Raw genomic sequence first — 16,961 nt, 5'->3', positions numbered from 1 at the left:
ACGGGCTGTTCGATGCATGCGTCGGCCCTTCAGCGCGAGCGCCCGCCCTTGTAGAGCCCACTGGCCCGCGGCTGCAGCGTGGTGGCCTCACCGAGCCGGGCGCGCACCCGGCCCACCTGCGCATGGGTGATGGCCAGCCCCAGCGCATCGGCCGCGTCGCTGCCGGGCAGGCCGGGCAACTCCAGCAGCCGGCGCACCATCTCCTGCACCTGCGCCTTGGCCGCACGGCCATGGCCGGCCACCGCCTGCTTCATCTGCGTGGCCGTGTACTCCGCCACCGGCAGGCCGTGGGTCACCAGGGCCGTCAGGCAGGCGCCGCGGGCCTGGCCCAGCAGCAGCGTGGACTGCGGGTTGACGTTGACGAACACGATCTCCACCGACGCCGCATCCGGCTGGTAGCGCTGGCTCAGCTCGCCGATGCCATCGAACAGCACCTTGAGCCGTGCCGGCAGCGCCGTGGTCGCCAGATGCCGCGTGCTGATGGTGCCGCTGGCCACGTAGCGCAGCGCATAGCCGTCCACATCCACCACGCCGAAGCCGGTGGTCTGCAAGCCGGGGTCGATGCCGAGTACGCGCATCGTCCTCATGCGTTGAAGTACCAGCGGACCGAATGGAAGAAGATGGGTGCCGCGAAGCACAGCGCATCCACCCGGTCCAGCAGGCCGTTGGCGCCGGTGATGCCCACGCCCTTGCGGCCCCAATGCGGCACGCCCCGGTCGCGCTTGAGGGCCTTCATCACCAGGTGGCCCATGGAGCCCGCCACGCAGGCCACCAGCGCGGCCACGAAGGCCTGCCAGAAGTGGAAGGGCGTGATGAACGAAAGCAGCGCGCCCACGAAGCTGGCCACGCCCATGCCCACGCCCCAGCTGGCCCAGTTGAAGCTGCGGCTGACATGCGGCGCGATGGGCGCGCGGGGCCGCAGGATCTGCCGCAGCAGGCCGCCGCGGCCGGGCGGCGCCGGTGGGCCGGCCTGGCTGTCGTTGCCCGAGGCGGCCAGGTGCCGATAGATCAGGTGCTGCACAAGCATGCAGGTCTGCACCGTCGCGACCAGGAAGAACACCAGGAAGGCGTTCTTGCCGTCGTAGCCCGGAAACTGCAGCAACAGCAGCGCCGGCACATGCGACAGCCCGTAGACGCAGACCATGATGCCCCACTGCAGCTTTGCATTGCGCTCCAGGAAGTGGTCCGGGTCGTCCGCCAGCGCGGCGGCCGCGGGCAGCGCCAGGAAGGCATAGACCGGGATGAACACCGTGAACAGGTCGAAGCGGGCCGTGCCCACCAGCACGAACTGGATCGGCAGCACTACGAAGAAGGCCAGCAGCAGGCTGCGGTGGTCGCCGCGCCGCGTGGGCGAGAGGGTGATGAACTCGCGCAGCGCCAGGAAGGCGATCAGGCCGAACAGCACCGTGGCCACCGTTTCGCCCAGCGCCCAGCCGATCCAGAAGACGATGACCATCACCCAGGTGGTGCGCAGCAGGGCGCGCAGGTGCACGAGTTCCTCTTCCCAGGCCTCCCCGTGCACGGGGTTGCGGCGCTCGCGCAGGCCGACGAAGAAGAGGGCGGCGCTGACCAGGGCCAGGATGCCGAAGACAAGCAGGAAGAGGGCGGCCACCTGCTCCGAGGGCCCGAGGTTGCGAAGGAAGTTCTCCATGAGGCGCTGTCCTTCCTACACGTCGCGCAGGGCGATCACGGCCTCGCGCGCCCGGTCGAGGAAGGCGCGCCGCTCCTCGCCCGGCTCGATGCGGATCGGCGCGCCGAAGGTCACCGAGCAGAGGATGGGCACGGGCACCACTTCGCCCTTGGGCATCACGCGCTGGACGTTGTCGATCCAGGCCGGCACCAGCACCACCTCCGGGAACATCTGCGCCAGCGTGTAGAGGCCCGACTTGAACTTCTGCGGCACGCCCGTGTGGCCGCGCGTGCCTTCGGGAAAAATGATGATCGAGTCGCCGCTCTTCAGCGCCTCGATCAGCGGCTGCAGCGGCGCCATCGGATCGGGCGGCGCGGCGCCGTCCTCGGCCGGCGCGGGCGTGCCGCCGCGCTCCACATAGATGGCGTTGAAGACTTCGGTGGTGATCCAGCGCTTGAAGGGCGAATTGGCCCAGTAGTCGCGCGCCGCGATGGGCCGGGTGATGCTGCGCAGTTCGCCGGGCAGTGCGGCCCAGATCATGACCAGGTCGATGTGGCTCTGGTGGTTGGCGAAGTAGATGCGCTGCTCGGCCTTGGGCGGGCAGCCCCACCAGCGCGCCTGGGCCCCGGTGAGCAGGCGCGTAACGCCCAGCAGCAGGGCGCCCGTCAGCTTGGCAAGGTACATCGGTCGATGATACGGGTGGGGGTCAGGGCAGCTCGACCGCGCCCATGCGCGCGACGATGGTGGCGGCCCGGCCATTGAGGTAGGGCGAGTAGGGCCGCTTCTCATAGAACTTGGGGCTGGGCAGCATGACGGCCAGCCGCGCGGCCTCACTGGCCGTGAGGCGGTCGGCGCCCTTGCCGAAGTAGTGGCGCGCCGCAGCTTCGGCGCCGAAGACGCCTTCGCCCCATTCCACGCTGTTGAGGTAGATCTCGAGGATGCGGCGCTTGCCCAGGAAGAGCTCCAGCAGCTGCGTCAGCACCAGCTCCTGGCCCTTGCGCAGCAGCGTGCGTTCGCCCGACAGCAGCAGGTTCTTGGCCAGCTGCTGGCTGATGGTGGAGCCGCCGCGCAGCTGCGGCGGGCGGGTGGGCCGGCCCTGCGCGGCGGCACGGGCGGCCCGGCGCGCAGCCAGCTCCTCGGCGCGCGCGTTGCGCTGGCGGGCACGTTCGATGGCCTCCCATTCCACGCCGCCGTGTTCGACGAAGGCGGCATCCTCGCTGGCGATGACGGCGCGCTTGAGCGGATCGGCGATGCGTTCGTAGGGCAACCAGGTCTGGCTCCACTGGGCGCGCGTGCCGTCCTCCCGCGCGAGGCGCCACATCTCCGAGCGCTGGAAGCTGGTGGACTGCGGATCGAGCACCAGCATGAGCGCGATGCGCAGCAGGAAGAACAGCTGCAGCGCCACGCCTGCCAGCAGCAGACAGACCAGCCAGCGACCGAGCGGACGCATCATGCGGGCTTGGCGTCGACCAGGGCGCGCAGCTCGGCCAGCACCGGCGCCGCATCGGGCCGCACGCCGCGCCACACGGCGAACGCCTCGGCCGCCTGCTCGACCAGCATGCCCAGGCCGTCTCGACCGATGGCGCCGTGGGCCTGGGCCCAGCCGATGAAGCCGGCGGCGGCGGGGCCGTACATCATGTCCGCGGCCAGGGCGCCCTCGGCCAGCACGCTGGCCGGCACGGGCACGCCGTCACCCGCCAGGCTGGAGGCGGTGCCGTTGACGACGATGTCGAAGCGGGCATCGCCCAGGCCGTCCAGGCCGGCGGCCTGAAGCTCGCAATCCGTGCCGCGGGCCAGGTGGGCATGCTGCGCCACCAGCGCCTCGGCCTTGGCGGCGGTGCGGTTGGCCACCACCAGGCGCGAAGGCGCCGCCTCGATCAGCGGCCCCATCACGCCGGCCGCCGCGCCACCCGCGCCGATCAGCAGCACCCGCGCGCCCGCCAGCGCGCGGCCGGCATGGCGCACGATGTCGGCCACCAAGCCGGCGCCATCGGTGTTGTCGCCGTGCACATGGCCGTCCTCGTCGAAGCGCAGGGTGTTGACCGCGCCGGCCAGACGGGCGCGCGCGCTCAGCCGCTCGCCGGCCAGCGCGGCGGCGTCGAACTTGCAGGGCACCGTCACATTGCAGCCGCCAGCGCGGTCGCCGGCCTCCTGTGCCTCGCGGCGGAAGTCGGCCACGGCCTGCGCGAAGGCGCCCGGTGCGACCTCGCGGCGTCCGTAGTCCAGCGTCTGGCCGGTGAGTTGGGCGAAGCGGGCGTGGATCCACGGCGAGCGGCTGTGCGCCACCGGGTTGCCCATCACGCAGTAGCGGTCCATGGGGTTCTGATGCGGTCGAAGGAAAAAGACGGGGGCGACTCACTGCGGCGTCGCGGACACCTGGGTCTCCAGCGTCTCGTCGCGGGTGAAGCGGAAGCGCGAGGGCAGGACGATCTGGTCGGCCTGGCGGCGCATGGCGTCGGTGAAGGGGCCGAAGTTGCCCAGGCTGCGCACGATGGCCTGGGCGCGGCGGTCCAAGTCGGCATTGCCGGAGCTTTCCACCAACTCGGTCGCCAGCAGGCGGCCGTCGTGGTTGACGGTGATCAGCAGCGTGAGCTGGCCATAGAGCTTCTGGCCCCGCGCCTCGGGAAAGTTCAGCGTGCCGCGCGCCTCGATGCGCCGGCGCAGCGCATCCACGTAGCCCGCATAGGCCACCTCGCGCGTGGAGGGGCTGATGTAGCGGCGCTTGGGGCGGGCGTTCTCTTCGTTGACACGGCGTTCGATCTCGGCGAGCAGGTCCAGCAGCTGGCGCCGGCGCTCTTCCTGCGCCGTGCTGTCGGCGGTCTGGCCGGTGCGGCTGGGGTCGGGCGCGGGCAGTGCGGCCAGTTGCTTGCGCACGCGGGCCAGCAGCATCTGCTGCTGCTCCTGCAGCGCCTCGATGCGGCGCTGGGCGTCCTGGTCGGAATCGCCGACGGCGCGGAAGGCCGAGGGCGGCAGCGGGCTGGTGGCGCGGCCCCGCTCCAGGTCGCCACCGCCGGCCAGCGTGGCCTGGGCCAGGGCCGCCGGCTTGGCCGGCAGGTCGGTCTGCGAACTGCGGGCGTTGACCAGGATGATCTCCAGCGGCGACTCCTGCAGCACGCGCTCGAAGGCGGCCGGGTCGGCCACGCGCACGCCCAGCACCGCCGCATGCACCAGCACCGACACACCCAGTGCCATGTGCAGCGGAGTCAGGTCGGCCAGGCGCATGGCGAACAAGCGGGCAGGCTCAGGCCGCGGGGGCGGGCGCAGGGGTCTCGGGTTCGGCGTCGTTCACGTCGACGGCGATGGTCAGCGCGCCGGTGGCGGCTTCTTCCTCGTCGGCCTCGGCATCGTCGGCGGCGGGTGAGGCCTCGGCGTCCAGGCGCTCGATCACGCTGCCGTTGACGGCCAGCGCGATCTCGTCGATGTCGCCCAGGCGCAGCCGGATGCGGGCGCCGCGCGGCAGGCCCTGGGCACCGATCACCGGCAGCACCAGCGGCAGCGTGTCGGCGCGGGCCAGCGCCTCGCCGCCGCCGGCGTCGCGCACCAGCGTGGCCTCCAGCTCGCGGATGCCGTGCTGCTGCAGGTACTTGAGCGTCCAGAAGCGCTCCATGCCGGACTGGTAGGCGTTGTAGGTCGAGTACGCCGCGTCGAAGCCGGAGAGGATGGAGAACAGTCCCGCGTCCTTGGGCTTGAAGGGCGCGGCGAGCGCGGCCGTCTTGCCGTGGCGCGCGGCGGCAATGATCTGCCACTGGTTGACCAGGTCGGTGTAGCGGCGCAGCGGCGAGGTGCTCCACGCGTAGCTCTTCACGCCCAGGCCAGCATGCGGCAGCGCCTTGGTGCCCATGCGCACCTTGATGCCGGGCGCCAGGCTGGCTTGGCTGCGGTAGAGCGCGGGCACGCCCAGCTCGCCCAGCCAGCCGCCCCAGCTGCTGTTGGCCAGGATCATGGCCTCGGAGACGATCAGGTCCAGCGGCGCGCCGCGGCGGCGGGTCGTGATCTGCACGGTCTCGCTGCCGTCGGGCTCGGGTCGGTCCTCGTGGCCGACCAGGCGGAAGTTGTAGTCGGGGCGGTTGAAGCTCTCGGGCTTGCCGCGCACCACTTCGCGCTGCGCCTTCAGCGCCTTGGCCAGGCGGAACAGGAAGGCCAGCGGCGCATGCAGGCGCTGCGCCTCGTCGGGGCCGCCGGTGGCGGCGGGCGCCTCCAGCCAGGCTTCGTCGATCACGGCGTCGAGCTGGTCGTGCCGCAGGTTGGCGACCACCGGCACGCGCTCGATCTTCGTCTCGATGCCCTGCAGCGCCAGCGTGGCCTCGTCGAAGCGGGCATAGAGCGAAACCGCCGGGCGCGGCGCGCCTTCGAGCAGGGTGTAGGTCTGCACCACCGCGTCGGGCAGCATGGTGATCTTGTGGCCCGGCATGTAGACTGTGGACATGCGCCCGCGCGCCACCTGGTCCAGCGCATCGCCGGGGGCGAGCGCCAGGCCGGGCGCCGCGATGTGTACCCCGACGGTCACGGTGCCGCTGCCCAGGCCCTGCACCGACAGCGCATCGTCGATCTCGGTGGTCTGCGAGTCGTCGATGGAGAAGGCCTCGACGCCCTCGGCCAGCGGCAGGTCGTCGGCCACCGCAGGCGCCGTGAGTGCGGCCGGAAAGCCCGTGCCCTTGGGGAAGTTCTCGAACAGGAAGCGCTTCCAATGGAACTGGTAGGACGAGTCGATGGCGCCGGCGGTGGTCAGCAGCTCCAGCGGCGGGCGCTGGGCGGTGCGGGCGGCCTCGACGACGGCCTTGTACTCGGGCGCGTTCTTGTCGGGCTTGAAGAGGATGCGGTAGAGCTGCTCGCGGATCGGCGCCGGGCAGCGGCCGGCCACCAGCTCGGCCGACCATTCGCCGATCTGCGCCTGCACGGCCTTCTTCTTTTCGATGGCGGCCAGGGCCTGCTGCACGATCTCGGCCGGCGCCTTGCGGAAGCGCCCCTTGCCACTGCGGCGAAAGTAGTGCGGCGCGTCGAACAACGCGAAGAGAGCGGCGGCCTGCTGTGCCAGCGTGGGCTTGTCGCTGAAATAGTCGGCCGCGAGTTCGGCGAAGCCGAATTCCTCGTCGGACGCGAATTCCCAGGCCAGGTCCAGGTCCATCGTGGCGGCCAGCGCGCGCGCCTCGGCGATCAGCTCGGCGGGCGCCGGCTTGTCGAAACGCAGCACGATGTTCGCGCCCTTGACCTTGACGCGCTTGCCGCTTTCCAGCTCCACCTGCGCCGACGCTTCGGCCTCGGACAGCACACGGCCGCCGAGGTACTTGCCGGCTTCTTCGAACAACACAAACATCCGGCGATTGTCACACGCGCCCCGCGGCGCGCCGGGCACGCGACGGGCTCAGGCCGGCTGCAGGAAGGCGATCACGGCGTCCAGGTGGGCCGTCTCGAAATCGGACAGCGCATGGTCGCCGCCCTCGACCACGCGCAGCAGGCTGCCGGGGTAGCGCGCCGTCATCTCGCGCCAGTCCAGCACCTCGTCGCCCTTGGCGATCACGGCCATCAGGCGCTCCGGATGCCGCAGCGCGCCGGCCTGCAGGGCGCGCAGCTCGTCGATGTACTCGGGGCGAAAGAAGAAATGCGCCTCCGGGTCGTGCCAGGCGGTCTGCTCGCCGATGTACTTCGCGAGGTCGCGCGCAGGATCGACGGCCGGGTTGACCAGCACCGCGCGGCAGCCGGTGCGCGCCGCCAGCCAGGTCGCGTAGAAGCCGCCGAGCGAGGAGCCGACCACGGCCATGCTGTCGCCGGGCCAGTCGGCGGTGCCCTGCGCGATCAGTTCCGCCGCCGCGTGCGGCGAGGGCGGCAGCTGCGGGCACCACCAGTGCACCGCCGGATGCCGCGCCGCCATCCGCGCCGCCATCAGCCGCGCCTTGGCCGATTGCGGCGACGAGCGAAAGCCATGCAGGTAGAGCAGGTGGGTGGTCGACATTTGCCGCACTGTAGCGGGGCACGCGGATAATCGCGCGCCTCATGTCTGCCGTCTTCCAGCGCCCCTCGCTCCTGCGCCGCATCGCGCCTGTGTTCCAGGGCTTCGACGTCCTGCTGGTGCTCGCGCTGGTGGTGCTGGCCTCGACCGGCATGGTGGCCATGTATTCCTCAGGCTACGACAGCGGCACCCGGTTCTCCGACCATGGCCGCAACATGCTGCTGGCGGCCGGCATCATGTTCCTCGTGGCCCAGGTGCCGCCGCAGCGGCTGATGAGCCTGGCGGTGCCCCTGTATGCGTTCGGCGTCACGCTGCTGGTGGCGGTGGCGCTGTTCGGCGTCACCAAGAAGGGCGCCACGCGTTGGCTGAACGTGGGCGTGGTGATCCAGCCCAGCGAGATCCTGAAGATCGCCATGCCGATGATGCTGGCTTGGTGGTTCCAGCGGCGCGAAGGCCAGTTGCGGCCGCTGGATTTCGTGGTCTCCTTCGTGCTGCTCGCGGTTCCGGTCGGCCTGATCATGAAGCAGCCCGATCTGGGCACCTCGCTGCTGGTGCTGGCGGCCGGGCTGTCGGTGATCTTCTTCGCCGGCCTGCCCTGGAAGCTGATCGTGCCGCCGGTGATCATCATCGCCATCGCCGTGACGCTGATCGTCTGGTACGAGCCGCAGCTGTGCGCCGATGGCGTCGACTGGCGCATCCTGCACGAGTACCAGCGCCAGCGGGTGTGCACGCTGCTCGATCCCTTCCGAGACCCGCTGGGCAAGGGCTTCCACATCATCCAGGGCATGATCGCCATCGGCTCCGGCGGGCTGGGCGGCAAGGGTTTCATGCAGGGCACGCAGACGCACCTGGAGTTCATTCCCGAGCGCACCACCGATTTCATCTTTGCCGCCTATTCCGAGGAGTTCGGCCTGGCCGGCAACCTTTTCCTGATCTGCGGCTTCATCTTCCTGATCTTCCGCGGCCTGGCCATCGCCTCGTCGGCACCGACGCTGTTCTCGCGGCTGCTGGCCGGTGCGGTGACGATGATCTTCTTCACCTATGCCTTCGTGAACATGGGCATGGTCAGCGGCATCCTGCCGGTGGTGGGCGTGCCGCTGCCCTTCGTCAGCTATGGCGGCACGGCCATGGTGACGCTGGGGTTGGGGCTGGGCATCCTGATGTCGATCGCGCGCTCGCGGCGCCTGATGCAGACCTGATCTTCCGGTCGTCGCGCCAGGCCTGTCGCATCTGGCGAGCGCTTGCGCCGTCGGTCCCTCGCCCCGACCCGGTTCTACGCGTCCCGACCCGTCAGCCGCAGCCGCGCGCGCAGCGTTGGCATTGCCCCTGATCCCCGGCCTGCCGATCCCCGAGGACGGGGGCAGCGTCCGGAGGCGCGAGCAATAATCTGCCGATGATCTCCCGCGAACCCACCCTCGAGCGCCTGGCCACGGCGCAGCAGCTTTTGCTCACGCCCTTCGGGCTCGACGAGACGCACCTGGCGAGGGCCCTGGCCGAGATCCGCGCGCACAAGGTGGACGACGCGGACCTGTACTTCCAGTACACCCGCGCCGAGGGCTGGAGCCTGGAGGAAGGCATCGTCAAGACGGGCAGCTTCTCCATCGACCAGGGCGTGGGCGTGCGCGCAGTGAGCGGCGAGAAGACCGCCTTCGCCTATTCCGACGACATCTCCGAGGCCTCGCTCCTCGACGCGGCTCGCACCGTGCGTGCCATCGCCGCGGCCGGCAAGTCGGGCCGCGTCAAGGCGCCGGCCCGCAAGGTGGCGCCCAGTCGCCAGCTCTACGGCGGCATCGACCCCATCGCCACACTCGACAGCACGGCCAAGGTGGCGCTGCTCGAAAAGGTCGAGAAGCTGGCCCGCAGCCGCGACCCGCGCATCGCGCAGGTCATGGCGGGCCTGGCGAGCGAATACGACGTGGTTTTGGTGGCGCGTGCGGACGGCACGCTGGCCGCCGACGTGCGCCCGCTGGTGCGCCTGTCGGTCACGGTCATTGCGGAACACAACGGCCGCCGCGAGATCGGCTCCGGCGGCGGCGGCGGCCGCTTCGGCCTGGCCTACTTCGGCGACGAGCAGATCGCCGAGTACGTGGACCATGCCGTCAATTCGGCCCTGACCAACCTCGAATCGCGCCCGGCCCCGGCTGGCGAGATGGTCGTGGTGCTCGGCCCCGGCTGGCCCGGCATCCTGCTGCACGAGGCGGTGGGCCACGGCCTGGAAGGCGACTTCAACCGCAAGGGCTCCAGCGCCTTCAGCGGTCGCATCGGCCAGCGCGTGGCGGCCAAGGGCGTGACGGTGCTGGACGACGGCACCATCGCCGACCGCCGCGGCTCGCTCAACGTGGACGACGAGGGCAACCCCAGCCAGCGCAACGTGCTGATCGAGGACGGCATCCTCAAGGGCTACATCCAGGATTCGCTCAACGCCCGCCTGATGGGCGTGGCGCCCACCGGCAATGGTCGGCGCGAGAGCTATGCGCACCTGCCCATGCCGCGCATGACCAACACCTACATGCTGGGCGGCGACCGCCACCCGGACGAGATCGTCGCCAGCATCGACAAAGGCCTGTACGCCACCAACTTCGGCGGCGGCCAGGTCGACATCACCAGCGGCAAGTTCGTGTTCTCGGCCAGCGAGGCCTGGTGGGTCGAGAAGGGCAAACTTCTCTACCCGGTCAAGGGCGCGACCATCGTGGGCAACGGCCCGGACGCACTGACGCGCGTGAGCATGATCGGCAACGACATGAAGCTGGACACCGGCGTGGGCACCTGCGGCAAGGAGGGCCAGAGCGTGCCCGTGGGCGTGGGCCAGCCCACGCTGCGCATCGACCGCCTCACCGTCGGTGGCACGGCCTGAGCATAAATACAGCTTGGCAGCCGTTTTTTACGTGCTAGAGTCGCGCTCCATGTTCGCTCAACGCGCTTATTACCTTGCCTACTTTTGGTTCCCGGACTCCGGCGGACGAGAGGCGCGCGCGTAAACGCAACAACCCCACCCCTCAAAAACCGCCGGTGCCACAAGCCCGGCGGTTTTTTTTGTCCCCCCGTTTTCCGTCACACATCAACCCACAAGAAGGATCGTTCCCATGAACAGCAGCAATGCCACCGCCAACCCCTGGTATGCGCCCGTCGAGAAAACCAGCCAGACCGACGACGAACGCATCAAGGACATCAACGTGCTGCCCCCTCCGGAACACCTCATCCGCTTCTTCCCCATCCATGGCACGGCCGTCGAGAAGCTGATCACCGACACCCGCCGCAACATCCACAACATCATGGCCGGCCAGGACGACCGGCTGCTGGTGGTGATGGGGCCGTGTTCCATCCATGACCCCGCCGCGGCGCTCGACTACGCCCGCCGCCTGAAGGCCGAGCGCGAAAAGTACGCCGACTCGCTGGAGATCGTGATGCGCGTGTACTTCGAGAAGCCGCGCACCACCGTCGGCTGGAAGGGCCTGATCAACGACCCGTACCTGGACGAGAGCTACCGCATCGACGAGGGCCTGCGCATCGCCCGTCAATTGCTCATCGACATCAACCGCCTGGGCCTGCCGGCGGGCAGCGAGTTCCTGGACGTGATCTCGCCCCAGTACATCGGTGACCTGATCGCCTGGGGCGCCATCGGCGCGCGCACCACCGAGAGCCAGGTGCACCGCGAACTGGCCTCGGGCCTGTCGGCGCCCATCGGCTTCAAGAACGGCACGGACGGCAACATCCGCATCGCCACCGACGCCATCCAGGCGGCGGCGCGCGGCCACCACTTCCTGTCGGTGCACAAGAACGGCCAGGTCGCCATCGTGCAGACCAACGGCAACAAGGACTGCCACGTGATCCTGCGTGGCGGCAAGGCGCCCAACTACGACGCCGCCAGCGTCGAGACCGCCTGCCGCGACCTGGAGGCCGCCGGCCTGCCGCCCACGCTGATGGTGGACTGCAGCCATGCCAACAGCAGCAAGCAGCACCAGAAGCAGGTCGAGGTGGCGCGCGACATCGCCGACCAGATCGCGGGCGGCAGCCGCAAGGTCTTTGGCGTGATGGTGGAAAGCCACATCCAGGCCGGCGCGCAGAAGTTCTCGCCGGGCAAGGATGTGCCGTCGGCGCTGGAATACGGCAAGAGCATCACCGATGCCTGCCTGGGCTGGGACGATTCGCGCGGCCTGCTGGATGTGCTGTCGCAGGCGGTGAAGAAGCGTCGCGGTTGAATCAGATGAAGGAAGCCAGCGCGGGCCAGTGGTGTCGCACGGCGGCGGCCACCTCGCCCTGGGCGTCCATCAGCGTGAAGTCGGCGAAGTCGAAACCCGGCGCGACGGCGCAGGCGACCAGGGTGTAGTCTCCGACGCTGTGCGTGGCCACGGGCTGTGCCGCCTGCCACTGGCCGGCGGGCACCACGTGCTGGGGGCGGCCGCCGTGGACGTCCACCGGGGCCAGGCGCACATGGGCCGGCGCCGTGCGGAAGGCGGCGTCGGCGGTCCACAGGGTGAGCGGCACGCCCTCCAGATGCACCCAGAGTTCGTCCGACAGTACCTGGTGCCAGCGGGAGTGCTGGCCGGCCTCCAGCAGGAAGTAGATGCTGGTCAGTGCCGCACGTGGTCCCCGGTGGTCGGCGGGCTGCACCGGGGTCGGTGCGCGGAACACCTCGCGGTACCAACCGCCCTCGGGATGGGGCTGCAGTTGCAGCGTCTCGATCAGCTGCCGGGCGCGCGATGTGGTTTGGGCCATGGTGGGTTCTCCGGCGGTCAGGCTGCCTGCAATGCGGCGATCAGCTTGCCATGGATGCCGCCGAAGCCGCCATTGCTCATGCACACCAGATGGTCGCCCGGTCGCGCAGCGGCGGCCACAGCCTCGACCAGGCTGCCGACGTTGTCGAAGCAGGCCGCGCGTTCGGCCATCGGCGCGAGCGCGCCGGCCACGTCCCAGTCCAGGCCGGCCGTGTGGCAGAAGGCGAGGGCGGCATCGCGCAGGCTGTCCGGCAACTGGGCGGCCATGGTGCCGAGCTTCATGGTGTTGCTGCGTGGCTCGAAGATCGCCACGATGCGCTCGCCCTGGCGCCCGTCGGCGTCCAGCCGCTGGCGCAGGCCGTCCAGCGTGGTCTGGATGGCGGTCGGATGGTGGGCGAAATCGTCGTAGACGCGGATCGGCTCGCCGCCCGGCCGCACCACCTCGCCGCGCAATTCCATGCGGCGACGGACATTGCGGAAGCGGCAGAGCGCCTCGGCGGCCTGCGCCGGCGCCACGCCCACATGTTCGGCGGCGGCGATGGCGGCCAGCGCGTTGGCCTGGTTGTGCTGGCCGCTCAGCGTCCACTCGACGCGGCCGACCACCTCGTCGCCGCGCAGCACGTCGAAGGCATGGGCGGCGCCGCGGGCGCGCCACTGTGCCTCTGGCGCCTCGCCGAAGCGGGTCACCTCGCTCCAGCAGCCCTGGGCCAGCACCCGCTTCAGGCTCTGTTCGCCCGCGTGGACGACCAATCGGCCGATGGAGGGCACGGTTCGCACCAAGTGGTGGAATTGCCGCTCGATGGCCGCCAGGTTGTCGAAGATGTCGGCGTGGTCGAACTCCAGGTTGTTCAGCACCGCCGTGCGCGGCCGGTAGTGGACGAACTTGCTGCGCTTGTCGAAGAAGGCGGTGTCGTACTCGTCGGCTTCGATGACGAAGGGGGCTGGATGGCTCGCTCGCGCCGCGGAAGCGACGGCCGCTTCTTCCATGCCCGTCGAGGCGAGGGCTTCGGCAGCCCCGCGACCCAGGCGCGCGGAAACGCCGAAGTCCAGCGGCACGCCGCCCACCAGGAAGCCGGGCTGCAGGCCTGCCTGCTCCAGCACCCAGGTCAGCATCGAGGTGGTCGTGGTCTTGCCGTGGGTGCCGGCCACGGCCAGCACATGGCGGCCCTGCAGCACATGCTCGGCCAGCCACTGCGGGCCGCTGGTGTAGGGCGCGCCGGCGTCCAGGATCGCTTCCATCAGCGGGAACTTGGGACGGCCATCGGCGAGCCGCGCACGGGAGACGACATTGCCGATCACGAACATGTCGGGCGCGAGCGCCAACTGGTCCGCGCCATAGCCTTCGATCAATTCGATGCCGAGCTCGCGCAACTGGGTGCTCATCGGCGGATAGACGCCCGCATCACAGCCGGTGACGCGGTGGCCGGCCTCGCGGGCCAGGGCGGCCAGGCCACCCATGAAGGTGCCGCAGATGCCGAGGATGTGAATATGCATCGGCGGATTCTAGGAAGAGCCGCAGGGCCGTCCGCCCCGGGGGCGGCCTCGCGGCGGCACAATGCGCCGATGGACTCCGCCAAGCGCGACATCGCTGCCGCCGCTGCCCGCCTCATCGTGGAGGAGGGGCTCGAATACGGCCCTGCCAAGCGCCGTGCCCTGCGCGATCTCGGCCTGCCGCAACGCACGGCCCTGCCCGGCAATGACGAGGTCGAGGAAGAGGTGCGCGACTACATCCGCATCTTTTGCGCCGACACCCAGCCGGCCGAGTTGCAGGCGCTGCGACGGCTGGCGCTCGAATGGATGGAGCACATGGCGGCCTTCAGGCCGCATCTCGGGGGTTCTGTCTGGCACGGGACTGCCACCCGCCTGAGCGACATCTATATCCAGTTGTTCTGCGATGACTCCAAGTCGGCGGAGATCGCGCTCATCGACCACCGCGTCGAGTACGAGCCCCGTACCGTGACAGGCTTCCATGGCGAGAGCGTCGAGGCGCTCAGCGTCCATGCCCGCAGCCGCGAACTGGGCACCGAAGTGGGGGTGCACCTGATGATCTACGACCTGGACGACCTGCGCGGTGCCTTGCGGCCCGACAGCCAGGGGCGCACACCCCGCGGCGATCTGGCGTCGGTCCGGCGCTTGGTGGAGGAAGGGCAATGACGGCCAACCGTCGGCAGTGGCTGGCGTATGGCGGTGCCTCCGCGGTGGCCGCCTGCGCGGGCTTGGCACTGTGGCGGCATCGTGAACAGCCGCAGTCCGGCGTGTCGGCAGCGGGGGAGGTCCCGGACGCGCTGTGGTCGCTGCGTCTTCCGCGGCCCGGCGGTGGCGAGTTGGCCCTGGCGGCGCTGCGTGGCAAGCCGACGCTGGTCAATTTCTGGGCGACCTGGTGTCCCCCCTGTGTCGAGGAGATGCCGCTGCTCGACCGCTTCCACCGCGAAAACACGGCCAATGGCTGGCACGTGGTCGGCATCGCCGTCGATCGCGCGGAGCCGGTGGACAAGTTCCTGGCGCGGCTTCCAGTGGGTTTCCCGATCGGCATCGCAGGCGCGCAGGCCCTGTCGCTGGTCAAGGCCCTGGGCAATGACAGCGGCGGCCTGCCCTTCACGCTCGTGCTCGATTCGGGCGGTGCCGTGCGCGACCGTAGAATGGGCAAGGTCGAGCCGGCGGATCTGCAGGCTTGGCAGCGCGCAGTGGTTCACGGCTAGAATCCGCGACCTTCTCGGCAGATGGCGTCAAAACGCCGACGTACGCCGACTTTCAAGCAAGTTCGATAGACGGCCTCCGCGGCCGGCGCTGGAGAATCATGGATCTGCGCAAACTCAAGACACTGATCGACCTGGTGTCTGAATCCAATATTTCCGAACTCGAGATCACCGAAGCCGAAGGCAAGGTGCGCATCGTCAAGGCGGGCGAAGCCGCCCCCGTTCAGTATGTCCAGGCGGCCATGCCCGCGGCAGCGGCGCCTGCCGTCATGGCGGCTGCCCCGGCAGCGCAGGCTGCGGCGCCGGCCGCTGCGTCCGCAGAGGCGGCGCCCTCGGGCCATGTGGTGAAGTCGCCCATGGTCGGCACGTTCTACCGCTCCTCCAGTCCCGGCGCCGCCGCGTTCGTGGAGGTCGGCTCCCAGGTGAAGGAGGGCGACACCCTCTGCATCATCGAGGCGATGAAGATCCTCAACGAGATCGAGGCCGACAAGTCGGGCACCGTCAAGCAGATCCTCGGCGAGAACGGCCAGGCCGTCGAATACGGCCAGCCGCTGTTCATCATCGAGTGAGACGCTGAATGTTCAAGAAGATCCTCGTTGCCAACCGGGGCGAGATCGCTTTGCGGATCCAGCGCGCCTGCAGCGAACTGGGCATCAAGGCGGTCATGGTGTATTCCGAGGCCGACCGCGAGGCCAAGTACGTCAAGCTGGCCGAAGAGGCCGTATGCATCGGCCCGGCGCCCTCGTCGCAGAGCTACCTCAACATGCCGGCCATCATCTCGGCCGCCGAGGTCACGGACGCCGAGGCCATCCACCCCGGCTACGGCTTCCTCTCGGAAAACGCCAACTTCGCCGAACGGGTGGAGCAGAGCGGCTTCCAGTTCATCGGCCCCACGCCTGAGTCGATCCGCATCATGGGCGACAAGGTGTCGGCCAAGCAGGCCATGATCAAGGCCGGCGTGCCCTGCGTGCCCGGCTCGGACGGCGAGCTGTCGGACGATGCGACGGCCAACAAGCGCATCGCCCGCGCCATCGGCTATCCGGTGATCATCAAGGCCGCGGGCGGTGGCGGTGGCCGCGGCATGCGCGTGGTGCACACCGAAGCCGCGCTGGTCAATGCGATCCAGATGACCAAGGCCGAGGCGGCCGCGGCCTTCAACAATCCGGCGGTTTACATGGAGAAGTTCCTCCAGAACCCGCGGCACATCGAGATCCAGATCCTCGCGGACAAGCACAAGAACGCCGTCTACCTGGGCGAGCGTGACTGCTCCATGCAGCGCCGCCACCAGAAGGTGATCGAGGAGTCGCCGGCCCCCGGCATTCCGCGCAAGCTGATCGAAAAGATCGGCGAGCGCTGCGCCGCCGCCTGCAAGAAGATCGGCTACCGCGGTGCCGGCACCTTCGAGTTCCTGTACGAGAACGGCGAGTTCTACTTCATCGAGATGAACACCCGCGTGCAGGTGGAGCATCCGGTGACGGAGCTGGTGACCGGCATCGACATCGTGAAGACGCAGATCATGGTCGCCGCCGGCGAGAAGCTGCCCTTCACCCAGCGCCAGATCCAGCTCAAGGGCCATGCCATCGAGTGCCGGATCAACGCCGAAGACCCGTACAAGTTCACGCCGTCGCCGGGCCGCATCACCATGTGGCATCCGCCGGGTGGTCCCGGCGTGCGCGTCGATTCGCACGTCTACACCAACTACTTCGTGCCGCCCAACTACGACTCGATGATCGGCAAGCTGATCGTCTACGGCGACACGCGCGAGCAGGCCATGGCCCGCATGCGCACGGCGCTCAACGAGACGGTGGTCGAAGGCATCCTGACCAACATCCCGCTGCACCGCGAGCTGATGGTGGACGCCAAGTTCATGGCCGGCGGCACCAACATCCACTATCTGGAAGAGTGGATGGCCGCCCACAAGCGCTAGTCGGCGCGCGGCCCTGGGCGGGGCGACCCGCACCGGCGATACTTTG

Annotated in this window: 17 protein-coding genes; 7 read left to right on the top strand and 10 right to left on the bottom strand. The window is 69.6% G+C overall.

What is annotated here, in order from left to right; all coding sequences use genetic code 11:
- Nucleotides 1-29 precede the first annotated feature (29 nt).
- The 8 genes from ruvC to DFR41_RS00375 are packed head-to-tail and all read right to left on the bottom strand — an operon-like array spanning nt 30 to nt 7,580.
- Nucleotides 30-578: a crossover junction endodeoxyribonuclease RuvC gene (gene ruvC / locus DFR41_RS00410; protein WP_017761557.1), complete on the bottom strand. Its 549-nt coding sequence runs from the start codon at nt 576-578 to the stop codon at nt 30-32.
- A 5-nt stretch (nt 579-583) separates the two neighbouring features.
- Complete coding sequence (locus DFR41_RS00405) at nt 584-1,651, bottom strand: phosphatidate cytidylyltransferase (RefSeq protein ID WP_017761556.1); 1,068 nt, start codon at nt 1,649-1,651, stop codon at nt 584-586.
- A 15-nt stretch (nt 1,652-1,666) separates the two neighbouring features.
- A complete protein-coding gene (locus DFR41_RS00400) occupies nt 1,667-2,314 on the bottom strand; it encodes a lysophospholipid acyltransferase family protein (RefSeq protein WP_017761555.1) in 648 nt (215 codons plus the stop codon).
- Between the two features lie 22 nt (nt 2,315-2,336).
- Nucleotides 2,337-3,080, bottom strand: coding sequence for a monofunctional biosynthetic peptidoglycan transglycosylase (mtgA, locus tag DFR41_RS00395; protein ID WP_114802117.1), 744 nt, complete (start codon nt 3,078-3,080; stop codon nt 2,337-2,339).
- Complete coding sequence (gene aroE, locus DFR41_RS00390; RefSeq protein ID WP_114801324.1) at nt 3,080-3,946, bottom strand: shikimate dehydrogenase; 867 nt, start codon at nt 3,944-3,946, stop codon at nt 3,080-3,082. The genes mtgA and aroE overlap by 1 nt, the downstream gene beginning before the upstream one ends.
- 39 nt (nt 3,947-3,985) lie before the next feature.
- On the bottom strand, nt 3,986-4,852 hold the full coding sequence (locus tag DFR41_RS00385; RefSeq protein WP_114802116.1) for an energy transducer TonB: 867 nt from the start codon (nt 4,850-4,852) through the stop codon (nt 3,986-3,988).
- 19 nt (nt 4,853-4,871) lie between these two features.
- Nucleotides 4,872-6,944, bottom strand: coding sequence for a ribonuclease catalytic domain-containing protein (locus DFR41_RS00380; RefSeq protein ID WP_114801323.1), 2,073 nt, complete (start codon nt 6,942-6,944; stop codon nt 4,872-4,874).
- A 48-nt stretch (nt 6,945-6,992) separates the two neighbouring features.
- Nucleotides 6,993-7,580, bottom strand: coding sequence for a YqiA/YcfP family alpha/beta fold hydrolase (locus tag DFR41_RS00375; protein WP_017760159.1), 588 nt, complete (start codon nt 7,578-7,580; stop codon nt 6,993-6,995).
- 41 nt (nt 7,581-7,621) lie between these two features.
- Between DFR41_RS00375 and rodA the strand changes: the two genes are divergently transcribed.
- The 3 genes from rodA (at nt 7,622) to DFR41_RS00360 (ending at nt 11,776) form a co-directional block, all read left to right on the top strand.
- Entirely contained in the window at nt 7,622-8,776 is a 1,155-nt protein-coding gene (rodA, locus tag DFR41_RS00370; RefSeq protein ID WP_017760158.1) for a rod shape-determining protein RodA, read from the top strand.
- A 194-nt stretch (nt 8,777-8,970) separates the two neighbouring features.
- Complete coding sequence (gene tldD, locus DFR41_RS00365; protein WP_114801322.1) at nt 8,971-10,431, top strand: metalloprotease TldD; 1,461 nt, start codon at nt 8,971-8,973, stop codon at nt 10,429-10,431.
- Between the two features lie 229 nt (nt 10,432-10,660).
- Complete coding sequence (locus DFR41_RS00360) at nt 10,661-11,776, top strand: 3-deoxy-7-phosphoheptulonate synthase (protein ID WP_017759077.1); 1,116 nt, start codon at nt 10,661-10,663, stop codon at nt 11,774-11,776.
- A gap of 1 nt (nt 11,777) precedes the next feature.
- Here DFR41_RS00360 and DFR41_RS00355 read toward each other — a convergent pair whose 3' ends face one another.
- Together DFR41_RS00355 and mpl are read right to left on the bottom strand one after the other, a co-directional pair.
- Nucleotides 11,778-12,293 (bottom strand): cupin domain-containing protein, encoded by a 516-nt coding sequence (locus tag DFR41_RS00355; protein WP_017759076.1) that lies wholly within the window; start codon nt 12,291-12,293, stop codon nt 11,778-11,780.
- Between the two features lie 17 nt (nt 12,294-12,310).
- Nucleotides 12,311-13,786, bottom strand: coding sequence for a UDP-N-acetylmuramate:L-alanyl-gamma-D-glutamyl-meso-diaminopimelate ligase (mpl, locus tag DFR41_RS00350; protein WP_114801321.1), 1,476 nt, complete (start codon nt 13,784-13,786; stop codon nt 12,311-12,313).
- A gap of 69 nt (nt 13,787-13,855) precedes the next feature.
- Here mpl and DFR41_RS00345 point away from each other — a divergent pair, with 69 nt between their 5' ends.
- The 4 genes from DFR41_RS00345 (at nt 13,856) to accC (ending at nt 16,915) form a co-directional block, all read left to right on the top strand.
- Complete coding sequence (locus tag DFR41_RS00345; protein WP_017759074.1) at nt 13,856-14,446, top strand: hypothetical protein; 591 nt, start codon at nt 13,856-13,858, stop codon at nt 14,444-14,446.
- Nucleotides 14,443-14,991 carry a TlpA family protein disulfide reductase gene (locus tag DFR41_RS00340; RefSeq protein ID WP_114801320.1) on the top strand — a complete coding sequence of 183 codons (549 nt, stop codon included), beginning with the start codon at nt 14,443-14,445 and terminating at the stop codon, nt 14,989-14,991. Before DFR41_RS00345 ends, DFR41_RS00340 begins: the two co-directional genes overlap by 4 nt.
- 98 nt (nt 14,992-15,089) lie before the next feature.
- The gene (gene accB, locus DFR41_RS00335) at nt 15,090-15,557 is read left to right on the top strand and encodes an acetyl-CoA carboxylase biotin carboxyl carrier protein (RefSeq protein ID WP_017759072.1); all 468 of its coding nucleotides are present in this window, start codon (nt 15,090-15,092) and stop codon (nt 15,555-15,557) included.
- A gap of 8 nt (nt 15,558-15,565) precedes the next feature.
- Nucleotides 15,566-16,915, top strand: coding sequence for an acetyl-CoA carboxylase biotin carboxylase subunit (accC, locus tag DFR41_RS00330; RefSeq protein WP_017759071.1), 1,350 nt, complete (start codon nt 15,566-15,568; stop codon nt 16,913-16,915).
- Nucleotides 16,916-16,961: the final 46 nt, after the last annotated feature.

Origin of the sequence: Pseudacidovorax intermedius (genome assembly GCF_003350475.1) — a bacterium.
Lineage (GTDB): Bacteria > Pseudomonadota > Gammaproteobacteria > Burkholderiales > Burkholderiaceae_C > Xenophilus > Xenophilus intermedius.
Note: the sequence above shows the minus strand (reverse complement) of the source record. Positions and strands in the feature narration are given on the sequence as shown.